The sequence below is a fragment of the Hoeflea sp. CAU 1731 genome, from assembly GCF_039888615.1.
Taxonomy (GTDB): Bacteria; Pseudomonadota; Alphaproteobacteria; order Rhizobiales; family Rhizobiaceae; genus Flavimaribacter.
The window spans coordinates 203611-221833 of the sequence record NZ_JBDQQS010000004.1 but is presented as its reverse complement, the minus strand read 5'-3'; the positions used below and the strand labels follow the sequence as shown (position 1 = coordinate 221833).

17 protein-coding genes are annotated in these 18223 nt (G+C 61.3%); 6 read left to right on the top strand and 11 right to left on the bottom strand.

Annotated features, from left to right (window positions below; genetic code table 11):
• Window positions 1–68: 68 nt before the first annotated feature.
• The 9 genes from AAFN47_RS09095 to xylF all read right to left on the bottom strand — a co-directional run bounded on the left by AAFN47_RS09095 (window position 69) and on the right by xylF (window position 10459).
• On the bottom strand, window positions 69–1283 hold the full coding sequence (locus tag AAFN47_RS09095) for an acyl-CoA dehydrogenase (RefSeq protein WP_499808896.1): 1215 nt from the start codon (window positions 1281–1283) through the stop codon (window positions 69–71).
• 191 nt (window positions 1284–1474) lie between these two features.
• Window positions 1475–2329 carry a D-amino-acid transaminase gene (locus tag AAFN47_RS09090; protein WP_499808895.1) on the bottom strand — a complete coding sequence of 285 codons (855 nt, stop codon included), beginning with the start codon at window positions 2327–2329 and terminating at the stop codon, window positions 1475–1477.
• Window positions 2330–2332: 3 nt separating this feature from the next.
• Window positions 2333–3319, bottom strand: coding sequence for an N-acetyl-D-Glu racemase DgcA (dgcA, locus tag AAFN47_RS09085; protein WP_499808894.1), 987 nt, complete (start codon window positions 3317–3319; stop codon window positions 2333–2335).
• Window positions 3316–4311 (bottom strand): N-acetyltransferase DgcN, encoded by a 996-nt coding sequence (gene dgcN, locus AAFN47_RS09080; RefSeq protein ID WP_499808893.1) that lies wholly within the window; start codon window positions 4309–4311, stop codon window positions 3316–3318. Before dgcN ends, dgcA begins: the two co-directional genes overlap by 4 nt.
• 87 nt (window positions 4312–4398) lie before the next feature.
• Window positions 4399–5709 (bottom strand): xylose isomerase, encoded by a 1311-nt coding sequence (gene xylA, locus AAFN47_RS09075; protein WP_499808892.1) that lies wholly within the window; start codon window positions 5707–5709, stop codon window positions 4399–4401.
• Between the two features lie 2 nt (window positions 5710–5711).
• The gene (xylB, locus tag AAFN47_RS09070; protein ID WP_499808891.1) at window positions 5712–7157 is read right to left on the bottom strand and encodes a xylulokinase; all 1446 of its coding nucleotides are present in this window, start codon (window positions 7155–7157) and stop codon (window positions 5712–5714) included.
• 33 nt (window positions 7158–7190) lie between these two features.
• Entirely contained in the window at window positions 7191–7979 is a 789-nt protein-coding gene (locus tag AAFN47_RS09065) for an ATP-binding cassette domain-containing protein (RefSeq protein ID WP_499808890.1), read from the bottom strand.
• Window positions 7980–7996: 17 nt separating this feature from the next.
• Window positions 7997–9316 carry a sugar ABC transporter permease gene (locus tag AAFN47_RS09060; RefSeq protein ID WP_499808889.1) on the bottom strand — a complete coding sequence of 440 codons (1320 nt, stop codon included), beginning with the start codon at window positions 9314–9316 and terminating at the stop codon, window positions 7997–7999.
• Between the two features lie 102 nt (window positions 9317–9418).
• Entirely contained in the window at window positions 9419–10459 is a 1041-nt protein-coding gene (gene xylF, locus AAFN47_RS09055) for a D-xylose ABC transporter substrate-binding protein (protein WP_499808888.1), read from the bottom strand.
• Between the two features lie 211 nt (window positions 10460–10670).
• Between xylF and AAFN47_RS09050 the strand changes: the two genes are divergently transcribed.
• The 4 genes from AAFN47_RS09050 to AAFN47_RS09035 all read left to right on the top strand — a co-directional run bounded on the left by AAFN47_RS09050 (window position 10671) and on the right by AAFN47_RS09035 (window position 15280).
• Window positions 10671–11912: an ROK family transcriptional regulator gene (locus AAFN47_RS09050; RefSeq protein WP_499808887.1), complete on the top strand. Its 1242-nt coding sequence runs from the start codon at window positions 10671–10673 to the stop codon at window positions 11910–11912.
• On the top strand, window positions 11902–13320 hold the full coding sequence (locus AAFN47_RS09045) for a di-heme oxidoredictase family protein (RefSeq protein ID WP_499808886.1): 1419 nt from the start codon (window positions 11902–11904) through the stop codon (window positions 13318–13320). The genes AAFN47_RS09050 and AAFN47_RS09045 overlap by 11 nt, the downstream gene beginning before the upstream one ends.
• On the top strand, window positions 13317–14960 hold the full coding sequence (locus AAFN47_RS09040; protein ID WP_499808885.1) for an FG-GAP repeat domain-containing protein: 1644 nt from the start codon (window positions 13317–13319) through the stop codon (window positions 14958–14960). Before AAFN47_RS09045 ends, AAFN47_RS09040 begins: the two co-directional genes overlap by 4 nt.
• Window positions 14961–15097: 137 nt before the next feature.
• A complete protein-coding gene (locus AAFN47_RS09035) occupies window positions 15098–15280 on the top strand; it encodes a hypothetical protein (RefSeq protein ID WP_499808884.1) in 183 nt (60 codons plus the stop codon).
• Window positions 15281–15379: 99 nt separating this feature from the next.
• Here AAFN47_RS09035 and AAFN47_RS09030 read toward each other — a convergent pair whose 3' ends face one another.
• Together AAFN47_RS09030 and AAFN47_RS09025 are read right to left on the bottom strand one after the other, a co-directional pair.
• Window positions 15380–16606, bottom strand: coding sequence for a benzoate/H(+) symporter BenE family transporter (locus AAFN47_RS09030; protein WP_499808883.1), 1227 nt, complete (start codon window positions 16604–16606; stop codon window positions 15380–15382).
• 38 nt (window positions 16607–16644) lie between these two features.
• Window positions 16645–17265, bottom strand: coding sequence for a TetR/AcrR family transcriptional regulator (locus AAFN47_RS09025; RefSeq protein WP_499808882.1), 621 nt, complete (start codon window positions 17263–17265; stop codon window positions 16645–16647).
• Window positions 17266–17314: 49 nt separating this feature from the next.
• Here AAFN47_RS09025 and AAFN47_RS09020 point away from each other — a divergent pair, with 49 nt between their 5' ends.
• Both AAFN47_RS09020 and AAFN47_RS09015 read left to right on the top strand, forming a co-directional pair.
• A complete protein-coding gene (locus AAFN47_RS09020; RefSeq protein ID WP_499808881.1) occupies window positions 17315–17767 on the top strand; it encodes a VOC family protein in 453 nt (150 codons plus the stop codon).
• Window positions 17764–18150, top strand: a complete 387-nt coding sequence (locus tag AAFN47_RS09015) for a cupin domain-containing protein (RefSeq protein WP_499808880.1) — start codon at window positions 17764–17766, stop codon at window positions 18148–18150. The genes AAFN47_RS09020 and AAFN47_RS09015 overlap by 4 nt, the downstream gene beginning before the upstream one ends.
• The last annotated feature ends 73 nt before the right edge of the window (window positions 18151–18223 follow it).

Below are 18223 nucleotides of genomic sequence, written 5' to 3'. Positions count from 1 at the left end.
GAAATTACAGCAGGAGATTCCGTGTCGCCCTGTCCGGTTTCGGGACAGGGCGTGTGTTCGGGCAGGTATCAGAAAAAGGCCTGCAGGCCGGTCTGGGCGCGGCCGAGGATCAGCGCATGGACGTCGTGCGCGCCCTCATAGGTGTTGACGGTTTCCAGATTGCACATGTGGCGCATGACCTGGAATTCCTCGGAAATGCCGTTGCCGCCGTGCATGTCGCGCGCCATGCGGGCGATCTCCAGAGCCTTTCCGCAATTGTTGCGCTTGACGATCGAGATCATCTCCGGCGCGGCCTGGGCATCGTCCATGAGCCGGCCGACCCGCAACGCGCCCTGAAGACCGAGAGAAATCTCGGTCTGCATGTCGGCGAGCTTCTTCTGGAAGAGCTGGGTTTGCGCAAGCGGACGACCGAACTGTTTCCGGTCGAGACCGTACTGGCGCGCCGCATGCCAGCAGAATTCCGCCGCGCCAAGCGCGCCCCAGGCAATGCCGTATCGCGCGCGATTGAGGCAGCCGAACGGGCCTTTGAGGCCTTCGACATTCGGCAGAAGCGCGTCTTCGGACACCTCGACATTGTCGAGCACAATCTCGCCGGTGATCGAAGCCCTCAGCGACAGCTTGCCCTCAATCTTGGGCGCCGACAGTCCCTTCATGCCTTTTTCGAGCACGAACCCGCGGATTTTTCCGTCATGGGCCTCGGACTTTGCCCAGATGACGAAGACGTCGGCGATCGGCGAGTTGGAAATCCACATTTTGGCGCCGGACAGGCTGTAGCCGCCGTCGATCTTCTTGGCGCGGGTCTTCATGCCGCCCGGATCGGATCCGGCGTCGGGTTCCGTGAGGCCGAAACAGCCGATGGACGTGCCGGCGGCGAGACCGGGCAGATATTTCTTGCGCTGTTCTTCCGAGCCATAGGCGTAGATCGGATACATGACGAGCGAGGACTGGACCGACATCATCGAGCGGTAGCCGGAATCGACGCGTTCGACTTCGCGGGCGACCAGGCCGTAGGACACGTAGCCTGCGCCAATGCCGCCATAGGCTTCCGGAATGGTGACGCCGAGCAGCCCCATTTCACCCATTTCGGCGAAGATGCCGGGATCTGTCTTTTCTTCTCGATAGGCTTCGATCACGCGCGGCTGCAGCTTTTCCTGCGCATAGGCGTGCGCGGATTCGCGGATCATCCGTTCGTCGTCGGTAAGCTGGTCGTCCAGACGGAACGGATCGGACCAGTTGAAGGAACCGAGCGACGGGCTGTCCTTCTGTTTCAACTGAATGTTCATGGGGAATCTCCCTTACGCAGGTCTTGTCACAAAATACCGCGAGACGCCCTGAAACACTATCCACAATACGCAGAGCAGTGCTTGCCGGCTGCAAAATTACTTTCGCATCACGTGGCGGAATTCATCTGGACGTATCTGCACCGCATTCCCCGGAAAGTAAACCGGGACCGCGCACAAACGACAAGACGCGATCAGATGGCGGCCTGACGCATCTTGTCAATATAGACCGAGCGCAGACTCGTGGCGACCGGCCCGGGCTTGCCGTCGCCGATCGGTTTGCCGTCGATTTCCACGGCGGGCACGACGAAACCGGACGCCGAGGTTGAAAACGCCTCGACGGCGTTTTCGGCTTCCTCGACACTGAACGGGCGCTCCTCGATCTTCATCTGCAGGTCCCGCGCGCATTCGAGGACAGCCTGCCGGGTGATGCCGCTGAGGATGAGGCTTGAAATATCCCTCGTAACGATCGTCCCGTCGGACGTCACGATATAGGCGTTGTTGGACGAGCCTTCCGTGACGAAACCGTCGCGGACCAGCCAAGCGTCATCCGCGCCTTTCGCCTTCGCCTCCATCTTGGCGAGCGACGGATAGAGCAACTGCACGGTCTTGATGTCGCAGCGATTCCAGCGCTTATCCTCAATGGTGATGACCTTCTGGCCCCTGGCGGCGAGCGCGCTCTCAATCAGCGGTTTCTTCTGCGTGAACAGCACGACTGTTGGCGGCGTATCTTCGGAAGGAAATACGAAATCCCGGTCTGCGGCGCCGCGCGTGACCTGGAGATAGATCATGCCCTCATCGATGTCGTTGCGCGCAACGAGTTCGCGGTGGATGGCGAGCAGATCCTCGTCGCTCAGGTCGAGACGCATGTCCAGTTCGCCGAGCGAGCGGCGCAATCGCCTGCAATGTCCGCCAAAATCAATGAGCTTGCCGTCAAGTACCGAGGTGACCTCGTAGACCCCGTCGGCGAACAGAAAGCCGCGATCGAAAACCGAGACCTTGGCCTGATCTTCCGGCACATAGTCGCCGTTGACGTAGACTGTTCGCATTCTTCAACCCCATAATTCCGGTTCGGACGGGCAGACGCCGCCATCTTTGTACACAAGTGGATGATCACGATCTTCGGCGAGCAACAGCGGGCCGTCCAGATCAACGATGTCGACGCCCTGGGCCACAAGAATGGCTGGCGCCATGGCGAGCGACGAACCGACCATGCATCCGACCATGATCGCATAGCCCGCGGCCAGCGCCTCTTCCCTCAAAAGCAGGGCTTCGGTGAGACCGCCTGTCTTGTCGAGCTTGATGTTGACCATGTCGTATTTGCCGACGAGCGATGGAAGGCTCGACCGGTCGTGGCAGCTTTCATCGGCGCAGACGGGAAGTATGCGATCGAGCTCCAGCAGCGCATCGTCTTTGCCCGCCGGCAGCGGCTGCTCGACCATCCGCACGCCAAGGCGCAACAGTTCCGGCGCGAGGCTGCGATAGGTCTCGACGCTCCAGCCCTCGTTGGCGTCGACGATGATGGCCGTTTCCGGCGCCCCTTCCCGGACGGCTTTGATGCGATCAATGTCGCCCTCTCCGCCGAGCTTGATCTTGAGTAGCGGGCGATGCGCATTCTTGCGCGCCTTTTCCCGCATCACGTCGGGCGCTTCCAGCGACAGGGTGAAGGCGGTCGTCACGGACTCGGGTTGCGGCAGGCCGGCGACTTCGTAGACGCGTTTACCGGATTGTTTCGCCTCAAGATCCCATAAGGCGCAATCAAGGGCATTGCGGGCCGCGCCCACGGGCAGCAACGACTGCAACTCGGCGCGCGTGGCGCCCGCCTCGATGTCCGGCTGATGCGCCTTGATGGCGGCGATGACGCCGCCGACCGTCTCGTCATAGCGCGCATAGGGCACGCATTCGCCGAAACCGGTATGACCGTCCTCGGTGATCGAAACCGTAATCACGTTCGCCTGATCGCGCGATCCACGCGAAATGGTGAACGTCTCCGCCAGGCGAAATACGGTTTCCTCGACCGCAAGACTGCGCTTGCTCATGCCAGGGCGTCCGCGAGCTTGCCCGCTCCCTGACGAAACGGATCGACTGTCGGAAGCTGCATTCTTTGCTCCACTTCGGCGATATAGGCGGCCGCCTTCTCGTCATCCATGGCCGATGTATTGAGCGATACGCCGATCACCTTGCAGTCCGGATTGACGATCCTGGCCATCTGCAGCGCCACGTCTTGCAGCGTCTCCAGGCTCGGGAGCGTGTAGTCCGGCAGACCGCGCATATGCGGCCGGAAGGGCTCGTCGCACAGGATCAGCGCATCGGGCTGTCCGCCATGGATGAGCGCCAGCGTAACGCCGGAATAGGATGCGTGGAACAGGCTGCCCTGCCCCTCGATCAGATCCCAGTGATCGGGATCGTTGTCCGGCGTGAGGTATTCGATCGAACCGGCCATGAAATCCGCGATCACCGCGTCGAGCGGCACGCCGTCGCCGGTGATCAGGATCCCGGTCTGGCCGGTCGCGCGAAACGTGGCCTTCATGCCGCGTTCGTGCATCGCCTTTTCCATGGACAGGGCGGTGTACATCTTGCCGACGGAGCAATCGGTGCCGACCGCGAGACATCTCTTGCCCGTGCGTTTCTTGCCATTGGCGATCGGATATTTCACGGATGGAATACGAACGTCATGCAGCGTGCGGCCCGTGCTTGCCGCCAGTTGCGCCAGTTCCGGCTCGTCGCGCAGCAAATTGTGCAGGCCCGAGGCCAGGTCCATGCCGGCTTCCAGCGCCTCCTTCAGGACGGTTTTCCAGCTTTCGGAAATGACGCCGCCGCGGTTGGCGACGCCGATCACCAGGGTGCGCGCGCCCCTGGCCTTGGCTTCCTCGATGGTTAGATCGGGAATTTTCAGGTCGGCCTTGCAGCCCTCCAGCCGCAATTGTCCGACGGCGAGTTCCGGTCGCCAGTCCTTGATGCCCTGCGCAACCTTGGCCGCCAGTGAATCGGGCGCATCGCCCAGGAACAGTAGATAGGGGGTCTCAAGCAAGGCAGGCTCCGATGTTAGAAATCAGTATGAATCGGCGCCAGCATTGCATCTTTCCCCGACAAGGCAAGAGCGATTTTTTGCAATGCATCAAACGTAGCGATTGACGACATTCTCCAGATATTCCTGCCGGCCGGATTTCGGCTGCGGATTGACGTCCGACTGCTCCACGTAAGACGCGATGTCTTCGAGCGAATAATCGCCGTTCAGCATCTTCTGCGCCTCCTCGCCCTGCCAGCCGGAGTAGCGTTCGGCGACAAAGCCGGAGAGGACACCGTCCTCGATCATTTTCGCGGCGGCCTTGAGACCACGCGCGCAACAGTCCATGCCGCCGATATGAGCGATCAGAAGATCATCCGGTTCGATCGACTGACGCCGCAGCTTGGCGTCGAAATTGGTGCCGCCCGTCGTGAAGCCGCCGGCCTGCAGGATGTGATAATAGGCGAGCGCCATTTCCGGTACGTTGTTCGGGAACTGGTCGGTGTCCCAGCCGGACTGGTAGTCGTTGCGGTTCATGTCGATCGATCCGAGCAGGCCGAGCGCGGCAGCCGTTGCGAGTTCATGCTCGAAGGAATGGCCGGCGAGGATCGCGTGGCCCTGCTCGATATTCATCTTGACCTCGCCTTCCAGGCCGTAGCGCTTCAGGAAGCCGTAGACGGTCGAAACATCGAAATCATATTGGTGTTTGGTTGGCTCCTGCGGCTTCGGCTCGACGAGAATCTCGCCCTTGAAACCGATCTTGTGCTTGTACTCGACGACCATGTTGAGGAAGCGCCCCATCTGGTCGAGTTCCTGGCCGATATTGGTGTTGAGCAGCGTCTCGTATCCCTCGCGACCGCCCCAAAGCACGTAATTCTCGCCTCCAAGCCGGTGGGTCACGTCGATGCAGGTCTTCACCGTTGCGGCTGCAAAGGCGAAGACATCCGGATCGGGGTTGGTGGCGGCGCCCGCCATATAGCGCTTGTGAGAGAACAGGTTGGCCGTGCCCCAGAGCAGCTTGACGCCGGTCTCCGCCTGCTTTTCCTCGAAATAATCGGCGATGGCGTTCAGATTGCTTGTGTTTTCCGCGAAACTGTCGCCTTCCGGGCGGACATCCGCGTCGTGAAAACAGTAGAAGGGCGAACGCAACAGCGTGAACATGTCGAAGGCGACGTCCGCCTTTTGTTTCGCCAGATCCAGCGTGTCGCCGAACCAGGGCCGATCGAAGGTCTGGCCGCCGAACGGATCGAGGCCCGGCCAGACGAAATTGTGCCAGTAGCAGACGGCGAAGCGCAGATGGTCTTCCATGCGCTTGCCCATGACGATCTCGTCCGGGTTGTAGAAGCGAAACGCCAACGGGTTTGTGCTGTCTGCTCCTTCATAGGCAACAGGTTCGATATCTCCAAAGTAGCGCGTGCTCATTCTCATATACTCCGCAATGCCGGGTAGGTTTTTCGATAGGTCTGGTAGGCTTCGCCGAAGGCGTCCGTAAACGAATGCTCCGGTTCGATCGTGTGTTCGACGGCCGGCATGGCGCAGGTCGCCGCAGGATCGGAGCCCTCGGCTGCAAGCATGCCGAGACGCGCCGCGCCGAACGCCGCGCCCACTTCGCCGGCTGCCGGAACGTCGATCGGCACGTCGAGCACCGTCGCCACCGTCTTCAGCCAGTAATCCGATCGCGAACCGCCGCCGCTGGCGATCAGCCTGTCGATGCGGGTGCCGGCCGCAGCAAGCGCCTCGATGCAGTCGCGGAAGGCGAAGGCGACGCCCTGCAGGATCGCAGCGGTAATGGCCGGCCGGTCGGTTCCATGCGAAATGCCGGTCAGCGCGCCGCGGATATGCGCGTCGTTGTGGGGCGTGCGCTCGCCGGAGAGATAGGGCAGGAAGATCGCCGCAGGACCGCGCAAGTCGCCGCCCAGTTCGCTCGTCAGTTCACTGGCGGACTTGCCGGTCACGCCGGAAAACCAGTTCAGCGTATCGGTGGCGGACAGGATGACCCCCATCTGGTGCCAGCTTGCCGGAACGGCGTGGCAAAAGGTATGGACCGCGCTTTCGGCGTTCGGTCGATAAGCGCTGTTCGCCGCAAACACGACGCCAGAGGTGCCCAGCGACAGAAAGGCGGAGCCCTCCTGGAGAATGCCCATGCCGATTGCGGTGGCAGCATTGTCGCCTGCTCCGCCGGCGACTGTGACGGGATGCGCAAGGCCCCATTCTGAAGCAAGTTCTGCGCGAAGCATGCCGCTGGCCTCCGAGCCTTCAACGAGACGCGGCATCTTGCCTGCGTCCATGAAGGAGGCTTCAAGCAGCGCGTCGGACCATTTTCGCGCACTCACGTCGAGCCAGCTTGTGCCTGCCGCATCTGACATTTCCGAGACGTATTCGCCGGTGAGCCACAGACGCAGATAGTCCTTTGGAAGCAGTACCTTCCTAGTTTTGCTGAATATCTCCGGCTCGTTGTTGCGGACCCAGACGAGCTTGGGCGCGGTGAAGCCTGGGAAAACGATATTGCCGGAAATCTCGCGAAAGCGCGGATCGGCGTCGAGTTCTGCGGCTTCCTTGTAGCTGCGCGTATCGTTCCACAGGATGCAGGGGCGCAGAACATTGTCGCTTTCGTCAAGCAACGTCGCGCCATGCATCTGCCCGGACAAACCGATGCCCCGGACTTCGGAAAAGGCGTCCGGATGCGCGCTGCGCAACTCCGCCACGGCCTTTTTCGTGGCTTCGATCCAGTGCGCGGGATCCTGCTCCGACCAGCCCGAGGCCGGTCGCGAAACGTCCAGCGGAGCGGTCGCCGATCCTGCGATCGACTGGTCCGCGCCAATCAGCAGCGCCTTGACACCGGACGTGCCCAGATCGAACCCCAGATACATGCTACCTCCAATAGGTTTGACGCGGCGCCGCTGTCAGGCGGCAAGCGCGCCGGGACCAGGCTGCGCGCCGGGCGGACATTTTCCGGCGATGATCATGCCAAGCACCTCGTCCTTGGTGACGTCCGTGGTTTTGGCATAGCCCACGAACTGGCCATTCTTCATGACGCCGACACGGTCGGCGAGGTCGAAAACGTCGTGAATGTCGTGGCTGATCAGGAAAATGCCGATGCCTTCAGCCTTCAACTGCAGGATAAGATCGGCGACCTGCGCCGTCTCCTCCGGCCCAAGCGCCGCGGTCGGCTCGTCCATAATCAGGATGCGCGCATTGAACAGGATCGCGCGGGCGATCGCCACGGACTGCCGCTGGCCGCCGGACAGCGCCTTGACCGGCTCCTTGAAGCGCTGGAAACGCGGATTGAGCCGGCCCATGACCTCGCGCGCCCTGGCCTCCATCGCGACGTCGTCGAGCGTGCCCCAGGCAGTCATCAGTTCTCGCCCGAGATAGAGATTGGCGGCCGTGTCGACATTGTCGGCGAGCGCAAGGGTCTGGTAGATCGTCTCGATGCCGTAGGCCTTGGCGTCGCGCGGATTGTTGATCGTCGCCGGCTTGCCGTCGATGGAAATCGTGCCGCCGTCGCGCTGATAGGCGCCGGAGAGAATCTTGATCAAGGTCGACTTGCCGGCGCCGTTGTGGCCGAGCAGGCCGACGACCTCGCCCGGGAAGAGGTCGACAGTCGCATCGTCGACGGCGTGAATGCCGCCGAAGGAGATGCTGACATTGTTCATCTCAACGAGGGCCGTGGCTGAGGTCTGCGTATTCATTGTCAGATCTCCCGAAATCAGTGACGCGTCTTGCGGTAGAGCATATCGAACCAGACCGCGATGACGAGAACGATGCCAACCACAATGTTTTGCAGCGGCGTATCGAGCCCCATAAGCACCATGCCCGACTGCAAAGATTGCATGACGACTGCGCCGATCATCGCGCCGGCGATCGTGCCGATGCCGCCGGCAAGCGCCGTTCCGCCGATGACCGCCGCTGAGATGGTCAGAAGCTCGTCCAGCGCGCCTTGCGCATTGGTGGCTGCGTCGAGACGCGCCGTCGAAATGGCCGCGGCGATGGCGCACAGGATTCCCATGATGATGAATATCTTCATCGTGACCCATCGCGTATTGATGCCGGCGAGATCGGCCGCTTCCGGATTGCCGCCGAGCGCGAACACGTAGCGTCCGAAACGGGTGCGCGTCGCGATGAACGTCATGACGATGCCGACGGCGATGGCGATCAGGACCGGAATCGCCAGGCCGTGGGCGATAACCAGTTCCGACGCCTCTATGTCGAGATTGTTGTCTCGAATGTAGCGGCGGACGATCCCGACCGGCCAGTAATAGCTGTTGGCTATCCATATGGCGCCGAGAACGAGGGCGCATCCGATGCCGGCAAGGAACCCTTCAGCCCAGAGCGGCCGCAACGGGAACTGGAACCGCTGGCGCTGTCTGCGGGCGTTGGCGATGAGGGCGATGATTGCGGCGCAGGCGACAAGCCCGACAATCCAGCTCGCCATCGCTCCGATGGAGCCGGCAGGACCGCCGCCGATCAACCGAAAGATCGGATCCATCGGTGCGACGGTTTGCCCGGATGTCACCCACCAGACGGCCCCGCGCCAGACGAGCAGGCCGCCAAGGGTGACTATGAAGGCCGGAACGCCGAGATAGGCGATCACGTAGCCGTGCAGGGCCCCGATGAGGCCACCGACGATAATGCCGACGACAATGGCGATCAGCCATGTCGCCGGATGGTCGAAACCGATATATTGCGGGAGGAATTTGGCCTGGGTAAAGGCCATGATCATGCCGACGAAGCCAAGGACGGAGCCGACGGACAGGTCGATGTTGCGGGTAACGATCACCAGCACCATGCCGGTCGCCATAACTGCGACCGAAGCTGTTTGAACCGACAGGTTCCACAGGTTGCGGGGCGTGAGAAACAGCCCGCCCGAAAAGATGTCGAACAGTATCCAGATCAGGAGCAATGCGCCGATCATGCCCAGCATGCGGGTGTCGAGTTCGGTCGCCTTGAAGAAACGGCCAACCGGCGACAATTCGGCTGCGCGCGGACCGTCGCCTGCAGAAGCCCGCGTTGGAGTGCTGTTTGACATGGCCGGTCCCTCCCGACTGATTATTCTACTACAAAGCGCGCCTTACAGAAACGCCGCGACCGTTGGAGGTCGCGGCGCACTCTTCCCGCAAGGGGAACGGTTTTAGTTGCAGGCGTCAACCGTGCCGGCCTTCACGCCCTGGCAGACGACGTCCTTGGCGACCCATCCGGCGTCGATAACGACATTCAGATTGTCCTTGGTGATCGGAACCGGAGCGAGGAAGACCGCGGTCATTTCCACGCCGCCCGGTCCGCCGGACCAGCTCTGGGATCCCGGAATGTCCGACATCGCCTTGCCGTCAGCCAGCATGGATGCGATCGCGGCGGCGTTCTTGCCGAGTTCACGAGCGTCCTTCCAGACCGACACAGTCTGCGTTCCGAGCGCGACGCGGTTGAGAGCGGCGTGGTCGCCGTCCTGACCGGACACCGGCACCGAGCCGTCCATGCCCTGCGCCGCCAGCGCTGCGACCACACCGCCTGCGGTGCCGTCGTTGGAGGCGACAACCGCGTCGACATTGTTGTCGTTGGCGGTCAGGATCTGCTCCATGTTCTTCTGGGCGTTTTCAGGCTTCCAGCCGTCGGTGTAGGCTTCGCCGACATTCTTGACCTTGCCGGAATCCAGCGCTTCCTTCAGAACCTCCATCTGACCGGAGAACAGGAAATCCGCGTTCGGATCGGCCGAAGAGCCTTTGATGAAGGCATAGTTGCCTTCCGGCTGAGCGGCGAAGACGGCGCGCGCCTGCATGCGTCCGACTTCCTTGTTGTCGAAGGTGATGTAGAACGCTTCCGGATTCTCGATGAGACGGTCGTAGCCGACAACCGGAATGCCTTCCGCCGTGGCCTTTTCAACCGCCGGGCCGATCGCGCTGGCGTCCTGAGCGAGAATGATCAGGGCGTCTGCGCCCTGGGCGATCAACGACTCGACGTCCGTCAACTGCTTGGCGGCCGATGACTGGGCGTCCGCCGAGATGTAGCTGTCGCCGGCGGCTTCGATCGCGCCTTTCATGGCGGCTTCGTCGGTCTTCCAGCGCTCTTCCTGGAAGTTCGACCAGGATACGCCGATGGTCTTGCCTTCGGCCAGCGCGCTACCCGCAGCCGACGCAGCAAAGACTGCACCCATGAGTGCAGCGGTCAAGATTTTCATAACTGTAACCTCCCGATGAGTAGGCATCGCCCGACAAGCGGAGCAATGTCAGCACATGCTGATGAGCCATTTAATTCGAGGCTCGAAAAAAATAGTGACTTATTAGAAAAGCTGTGTCAACATCTAAAATCAACTGCGCTAAGTTGTTGCAATGAAGCATTTTTATCGCACTGCAACATAATTTGGCCGGCGGTGGGAGGACTGGTGGACAGTGGTCGATTTTGGACGATCGGACGACGTTCGAAAGCGCAATCGCAGGCGGATTCTGACCGTGCTCAGACGTCATGCGAACGTCTCTCGTAAACATATCAGTCAGGAAACCGGACTGAGCGCGTCGACCGTTTCAGCCATCACTTCGGAGCTGCTCGACGAGGCGGTGATCGTCAGCCTCCAGGGCACAGAAGACGGCGCGCTTCGCCGCGGGCGCCCACAGGTTCGACTGTCCTTGAACCCGAACGCGGCGCTCGTTGCTTCGGCCGTACAGCAACTCGACCGGATTGCGGTGACGGTCTGCGACTACACCGGAAAAACGATTGCAGAAATCGACCGCCCGTTCAGGGCGCGGGAAGCCGGGCCTGAAGAATTTCCCCGGATGCTGATCGAGACCATTTCCGACGCCTTGACCACCCTTCCCCCCGGCGCCGGACAACTGGAGCGCATTGAACTTGGCGTTCAGGGCATCACCGATGTCGAGGGCACGGCGATGTTGTGGTCTCCCATCACGCGCTACCGCAATATCGGCATGAAGGAGGCGCTTGAAGACGCCTTCGCGGTTCCGGCGAGAGTGTCCAATGATTGCTGCATGATTGCGCTTGCGCTGCACTGGCGCGACCCCGAGCGGTTTGCAGACAATTTCGCTGCGGTTCTGCTCTCCCACGGCATAGGCATGGGCCTGATGCTGAACGGCGAGTTGTTGACTGGCATTCGCTCGTCCGCAACGGAGTTCGGGCATTTGTCGCACATGCCGCACGGCGCGCTGTGCCGATGCGGACGTTCCGGCTGCATCGAGGCCTATGCAGGCGATTACGCGATTTACCGCAGAGCCACCAACGCCGGTTCGGAATCGGCCCCGCGCAATGATATCGCGCAGGCCGAGATGTCCGAGATCATGGAGGCTGCGAAGAACGGCGATGCGGATTCGATCGCCGCATTCGCGGAAGCGGGCGAAGCGCTGGGAACGGGACTGGCCAACATGTTTGCCCTCGTCGATCCCTTTCCCGTCGCGCTCGTCGGCCACGGCACCCGCGCCTATGGCTTCATCGAAGGTCCGCTGCGCCGGGCCATCGGCGACATCAATCCGTATGTTTCAGGGTCCGGAATCGAAATTTCCTGCTTTCCCGACGAGAAACCACTGATCATGGAAGGCTGCACGATCACGGCCCTGCTGGAACTCGATGAGGAAATCGCCCGGTCAACGGCGCCGCACCAGAAGGTCTTCACCGATGCGGTATAATCGCTTCCTTGCCCTGTCTTGTGTCGCAGCAATCGCAGTCGCCGGCGTCGCGGGCGCGGCCGACCCGTGGTCTGAAAACGCGGTTTCACGGAATATCGATCAGCGCGACTATACTGGAACACTGGACGCGACTCGCCTTGGGGAGTTGATTGAAGCCGGCGAGGCGCTTTTTGTCGCCAAGTACACCACCGGCGACGGCGCCGGGCGGCCGCTGGCAACGCAAGCGATCATCCCCACCAAGCGCAAGCGTCCCGTTGAACAGGCCTTTCAGCGCATGCAGGGCATGGACGCGAACGCCTGCTCCTCCTGCCATAACGACCCTGTCGTCGGCGGCGCGGGCGATTTTTCAGTCAACGTGTTCGTCTCGGAAGGCTTCGGCAACGCCGATTTCGATTCCGTCGATCCGCAATTCTCCAACGAGCGCAACACCAACCATCTGATGGGCGCGGGGCTTGTGGAATTGCTGGCCCGCGAAATGAGCGCCGATCTGCAAGACCAGCGAAACCAGGCCATCCGCAGGGCGAAATCAGGCGGCGTCGAACACATCGTGCGTCTCAACTCCAAAGGCGTGGATTTCGGCGCTTTGACGATCCATCCGGACGGCATCGTCGACCTGACCGGCCTTGACGGGATCGATACGGATCTGGTGATCCGTCCGTTCAGCCAGAAAGGCGTGATGACGTCGCTGCGTCAATTCACGATCAACGCGCTGAACGACCACCACGGCATGCAGGCCGATGAGCGCTTTGGCGCGCGCTGGACCGGCGAAGCCGATTTCGACGGGGACGGCCACGATCGCGAAATCACGGTCGGCGACGTTTCGGCTCTCGTCGCCTGGCAGGCGAGCCGTCCACCGCCGATGACGCGCGCGCCCGAAAATTCACAATGGCGGTCGCTTGCGGGTGAAGGCCGCGCGCGGTTTGACGATTTCGGATGCGCCGACTGTCACCGGCCTGCGCTGCCGCTGGAAAGCCTCGTCTTTTCCGATCCTGGCCCGCTCGACGCAGCCGGCACGCTGCGGCTCGGCGAGGGAGGCGAAGGCGCGGTGTACGATCTTGCCCTGCTCGACTGGGCGAAATCCCTGCCGAAGGATGACCAGGGTCGTGTGCTCGTGCCGCTTTTTGGCGATCTCAAGCGCCACAAGATCGCCGACCGGCAGATCGCTGTGCTGGGCAATGAACTGCTCGCCCAGCGCTTCGTCGAACGCGACATCTTCATGACCAGCGAATTGTGGGGCATCGCCTCCACCGCGCCTTATGGCCATCGCGGCGACCTGACGACGCTTAACGAGGTGATCCTCGCCCATGGCGGCGACGCAAGGGAAAGCCGCGACCGCTATGCAAGCGCCGATGAAGACGATCGCCGGGCGCTGATCGCCTTTCTCAAGACGATGGAGATACCTGAATGAGACGTCTCCTCGTCATCGTTTCCGGCATTATCTCTTCCGCCATTGCGGCCGGCGCGCAGGACGTGACTGCCGACGATCTGGCGATGGATATTCCTGCCATGCACGAAGTCGCAGCTAGCGCCGGAATTGATCACCAGTATCTGGGTCCCTGGGAGTTCTTCGTCGGCGGCGGCGCGGCCTCGTTTGACTGCAACGGCGACCGGTTTCCCGATCTCATGCTTGCCGGCGGCGCAAGCGAGACGCAGCTTTTCGTCAATCGCAGCGAGGCCGGCGGCGACCTGAGATTTGAAAAGCGCGCAATCGACGTCAAAGCGTCCGATCTCGAAAAGGTCGCCGGCCTCTACCCCATCGATATCGACAATGACGGCTATCGCGACGTCATCGTCCTGAAGGTCGGTCGCAACATTATTCTCAAGGGCGGAGCGGACTGCAGCTTCACCAACGCCAGCCGCGAATTCGCCTTCGACGGCGGTCGCGCCTGGTCGACCGCCTTCGCAGCGACCTTCGAAGAAGGGCAAACCTTTCCGACGCTCGCGATCGGCAATTATGTCGACCGGTCGGCGCCCGGATCACCCTGGGGCACCTGCCACGATAACCAGTTGATGCGGCCGCAGAATTTGGACAAACCCGACTACGGCGCGCCTGAGGCGCTAACGCCGGGCCACTGTGCGCTATCCATGCTCTTCACCGACTGGGACCACAGCGGCCATCCGGATCTGCGCGTGAGCAACGACCGGCAATATTATCGCGACGGCGGCGAGGAGCAGATGTGGCGCATAGACGCCGGCAAGCCGCCCCGTCTCTACCGCCGCTCCGACGGCTGGCGGCGCATGACCATCTGGGGCATGGGCATCGCGGAGGGCGACATAAACGCCGACGGCTTTCCGGAATATGCGCTGACCTCCATGGGTGACACCAAGCTGCAGACGCTAGATCTGGAGGCCGATGAAGGCCGCCCCGTCTACCGCGACATCGCCTTCGAGCGCGGTGCGACAGCCCATCGGCCTTACACAGGCGACGACCTCAAACCATCAACGGGCTGGCATTCGGAATTCGCCGATTTCAACAATGACGGACGGCTCGACCTGTTCATCGCAAAAGGCAATGTCGAACGGATGCCGGAGTTCGCCGCCTATGATCCCGACAATTTGCTGCTCGGCCAGTTCGACGGATCCTTCGTCGAGGTCGGCCACCGGGCGGGCGTCGATCTCGACCGGCGCGGACGGGGCGCAGTCGTGACGGATTTCAACATGGACGGCATGCTGGACCTGCTCGTCGTCAATCGCGGCGGTCCGGCGAGCCTGTTTCGCAACCTTGGCGGCCGCGCCGACGACAGCGCACGACCGATGGGCAACTGGCTGGAGATCGAACTGCAGCAGAAAGGCGCGAACCGCCATGCGGTGGGCGCGACGATCCTTGTCAAGTCAGGCAACGAAACGCGGGTGCGCAAGGTTCAGGTCGGGGGCGGCCACGCCTCCGGCCATTCGGGCTTCATCCATGTCGGGACTGGCGTTGCGGAACGCGCCAATATCCGCATCCAGTGGCCGGACGGCGAATGGAGCCCCTCCTACCGGGTCTTCGCCAACAATTTCGTGGTGATCCGCAAGGGCGACGACGCCGCGCAGTACTGGTATCCGTAGCAGCCCGGAACTTTTGCCGGGCGCAACTCATACGACGGCTTCCAGCCCATCATTCCAATTCGTCGTCATGCGTCGAATGTCGCCCGGGAACTGATATATGCTACATTGTCCTATGCAACCCGTAGAGAGGAAGCTCGATGTCTCCGAAAGTCGAAGCAACAATCAAGAATGGATTGATAGGCCTGGTTGGCGGCGTTATTGGAGCATATCTTGTTCGGTTCATCGGTGGCGGCGAGGGGTACAGTGTGATGGCGTGGCTGCCAATTGCGGGTCTGATAGGTGGGGCCGTCGGCGGCTACCTGAAAGCCTCGACAAAATAGACAAGCAAGAGGCCGGCGCAGCCTTGTCCGCATTCCGGACCTCGGATAGTAGGCCCCTGTTCGCAATCGTTTCGTGGACCTGATTGCACCGCGGCTTTCCTAATCCGCGGAAAGCTGCTCGAAATCCTGTCTTTCAAGCACAAAGGACACGGCGAATCCGATCAGCAAGCCCCAAAAGGGAGCGCCGATCGAGAGGATCGGGACATTGGCGACCGTGACAAGAAAGGCGACCGTGGCGCCATGGGAAAAGGCGCCCTTGAAGGAGACAATGAAAGCTCTCTCGAGGATGCGTAAGAGCGCGAGCCCCGCAAGCGCGGCGAGGAAGGCTACGGGCGTCGCCAGCATGAAGCGCGTGAAGACCGGTGCGAATACACCGAAAAACAGCGCCAGCAGCGCCACCATGACGCCGGCCACGTAGTGCTTGTCCTTGTCTGCACCGCTGGCGAGGATGGCGTTGACAGGTCCTGTCAGGCAGGTCGAAACAGAGCCGACAGTCGCCGCGATCAGGGAGCCAAAGCCGCACGCCGCCGTGACCATGTTGATGGGCGGATTGTGCCCCGATTGCTCGAGTACGGCGAAGCCTTGTGCATTCTGGGCCGCCAGTACGGTTATGGCGAGCGGCAATGTGAGTTCGACAATAGCGCCCCAGGAAAATTCCGGTCGGTAAAGATTGGGGCCCGCCAGGATGGGCGCCGCCGATTCACCCAAATTAAACGCGCCCGACAGGGCAATGGCGATTACTCCTGTTATGAGCGCGCCAATCAAAGGCGGCATGACCCTTCCGAGAGGCCGGACGGCCGAGAGCAGGAAAAAGGCCGCCGTCATGGGCGCAGCAATAATGAACCCGTCGCGGATCGCAAAAATGAGATTGAGGCCGAACTGGAGGAACACCCCGGCGACCATCGCCATTACGATCGGCATGGGCAGAAGAGCCATGCATTTGCGCATCCAGCCGCTCAGGCCGAGAACCAGCATGAGTACGCCGGTGACATAGTAGGCGCCGATTGCTTGCGCAAATTCGAGATGCTCAAGCGCCTGGCCGACCAGAACAGTGCCTGGAATGGTCCAGAAAAATACAAGCGGCTGACGATAGACGAGGCAAAAGGCCAGCGAGATCAGCCCGTTGATAAAAAAACATCCGAAAATCCAGGAGGCGATATCGGCTTCGGCGAGGCCGCCGACGGCTCCCGCCGTCAGAATAATCGCCACCGGCGCGGAAGCGGCGAAAAGAAATGCAACTACCGCATTGACGATATTTCCCCCGCGAACGCCAGCGAGCAGACCAGGAAGATCAAGTGTCAGGAAGGGTGGGCGTTCGAGCCGCATGGGACGCCTCAGGAAAGACTACAGTACAGGCAAGAAGCTTATTTCATGGAGGAGCCGCAGCTGCAACCCGACAGCAAACGGTCGATGAGCTCGACCGTTCGATCCGTATAGCCACGGTCAATCGGTTTGCCGGTCAGCAGTCGGTAGAACACCGGCGCATACAGGAAATCAAGCACCTGTTCTACGCTCTCGCCGAGATGAATTTCTCCGCGATTTTCGGCCGCTGTAAGGATCTCCCGACCGATGGCGCGGCTGCCCTCGATAATCTGTCCCCGGAAGGCTTTCGACAATTCGCTTTCCGTGTCGGCCGAGGCCATGGTCGACACGATCTGGCGTCCGCGCGCAGTCGAGAAAACAGCCACGACATCCGCCATGTGCGCCTTCAGCGCCGTATCGACGGAAACGGCCTCGTCCGGATCGGAACCCCGAAAACTGGTGCGTGAAATCAGCGCCGCCATGGCCAGTTCCTGGGCGTTCGCCCAGTAGCGATAGATGGTGGGTTTGCCCACGCCGGCCTCGCCTGCAACCGCCTCGACTGTAAGTCGGCCGAGTCCACGCTCCATCAGCATGCGATAAGCCGCGTCGAGAATCGCCTTCCGCGCACCCTCGTCGCGCGGTCGTCCGGGTTTTCTCTTGCGATGCTCACTGTCTTGACTCATTATGAAACGTAACGTAACGTAATACTAGGAATTGTCAAGGAGAGCGCCAATGCCAGCGGTCAAAGCCACACGCGTCTGCCCCTATATGGTTGTCAAGGACTGCAACGACGCCCTCGCCTTCTACCGGAAGGCCTTCGGGGCGGTGGAAACCTACCGGTTGAACGATCCTGTCGACGGTCGTATCGGCCATGCCGAGATCACAATCGGGGATACGTGTCTGATGCTCGCCGACGAATATCCGGATTTCGGCGCGCTCAGCCCTGACAGCATCGGCGGATCACCGGTCAAGATGCATCTGGAGGTGGATGACGCCGAGGCGTTTCTCGAACATGCGGTGGCGGCCGGCGCGACGGTTCTGCGTCCGCTTCGCGACGAGTTCTTTGGATACCGCACCGGCCTGGTTGCGGATCCCTTCGGCTACAGTTGGTTCATCGCTTCGAAGATCGAAGACGTCAGCGCCGAGGAGGCACAGAAACGCTGGAACGAGACGGTGAGCCGATGACGCCGATCATACTCTCGGCCGATGAAGGTCGACAATATGCGATGGGCAAGCTGACGGCCGTTTTCAAAGCGGACGAGGAGGAAACCGGATGCCGGTACAGCGCTTCGGAATGGTGGATGGAGCCAGGTTTCGAAGGCGTGGGTCCACACAGCCATGTCGAAAACGACGAAATTTTTCTCGTCATCGAGGGAGCGCCGGAAATCCTCGTTGGCGACGCCTGGCGCGCACTGGAAAAAGGCGCGTTCGTGCGTGTTCCAGCCAACGTCATGCACGATTTCCGCAACCGATCCGACAGAAAGGCAGCGCTGTTCAATATCTTCATTCCCGGCGGCTTCGAGCGGTCAATGCCGCAGATTGTCAAATGGTTTGAAGAACAAGCATAGTGGACAACTATTTCAGAACGCGTTGGATGGCCTCACGGAGTCGGCGCCGAAACGGGCGATCACGTCCTTCGGA

Excerpts from the sequence above, each read along its gene's own strand:
- AAFN47_RS09095 (WP_499808896.1), bottom strand. The coding sequence starts at position 1,283 with ATGAACATTCAGTTGAAACAGAAGGACAGCCCGTCGCTCGGTTCCTTC.
- AAFN47_RS09090 (WP_499808895.1), bottom strand. The coding sequence starts at position 2,329 with ATGCGAACAGTCTACGTCAACGGCGACTATGTGCCGGAAGATCAGGCC.
- dgcA (WP_499808894.1), bottom strand. The coding sequence starts at position 3,319 with ATGAGCAAGCGCAGTCTTGCGGTCGAGGAAACCGTATTTCGCCTGGCG.
- xylA (WP_499808892.1), bottom strand. The coding sequence starts at position 5,709 with ATGAGCACGCGCTACTTTGGAGATATCGAACCTGTTGCCTATGAAGGA.
- xylB (WP_499808891.1), bottom strand. The coding sequence starts at position 7,157 with ATGTATCTGGGGTTCGATCTGGGCACGTCCGGTGTCAAGGCGCTGCTG.
- AAFN47_RS09065 (WP_499808890.1), bottom strand. The coding sequence starts at position 7,979 with ATGAATACGCAGACCTCAGCCACGGCCCTCGTTGAGATGAACAATGTC.
- AAFN47_RS09060 (WP_499808889.1), bottom strand. The coding sequence starts at position 9,316 with ATGTCAAACAGCACTCCAACGCGGGCTTCTGCAGGCGACGGTCCGCGC.
- xylF (WP_499808888.1), bottom strand. The coding sequence starts at position 10,459 with ATGAAAATCTTGACCGCTGCACTCATGGGTGCAGTCTTTGCTGCGTCG.
- AAFN47_RS09045 (WP_499808886.1), top strand. The coding sequence starts at position 11,902 with ATGCGGTATAATCGCTTCCTTGCCCTGTCTTGTGTCGCAGCAATCGCA.
- AAFN47_RS09040 (WP_499808885.1), top strand. The coding sequence starts at position 13,317 with ATGAGACGTCTCCTCGTCATCGTTTCCGGCATTATCTCTTCCGCCATT.
- AAFN47_RS09035 (WP_499808884.1), top strand. The coding sequence starts at position 15,098 with ATGTCTCCGAAAGTCGAAGCAACAATCAAGAATGGATTGATAGGCCTG.
- AAFN47_RS09030 (WP_499808883.1), bottom strand. The coding sequence starts at position 16,606 with ATGCGGCTCGAACGCCCACCCTTCCTGACACTTGATCTTCCTGGTCTG.
- AAFN47_RS09025 (WP_499808882.1), bottom strand. The coding sequence starts at position 17,265 with ATGAGTCAAGACAGTGAGCATCGCAAGAGAAAACCCGGACGACCGCGC.
- AAFN47_RS09020 (WP_499808881.1), top strand. The coding sequence starts at position 17,315 with ATGCCAGCGGTCAAAGCCACACGCGTCTGCCCCTATATGGTTGTCAAG.
- AAFN47_RS09015 (WP_499808880.1), top strand. The coding sequence starts at position 17,764 with ATGACGCCGATCATACTCTCGGCCGATGAAGGTCGACAATATGCGATG.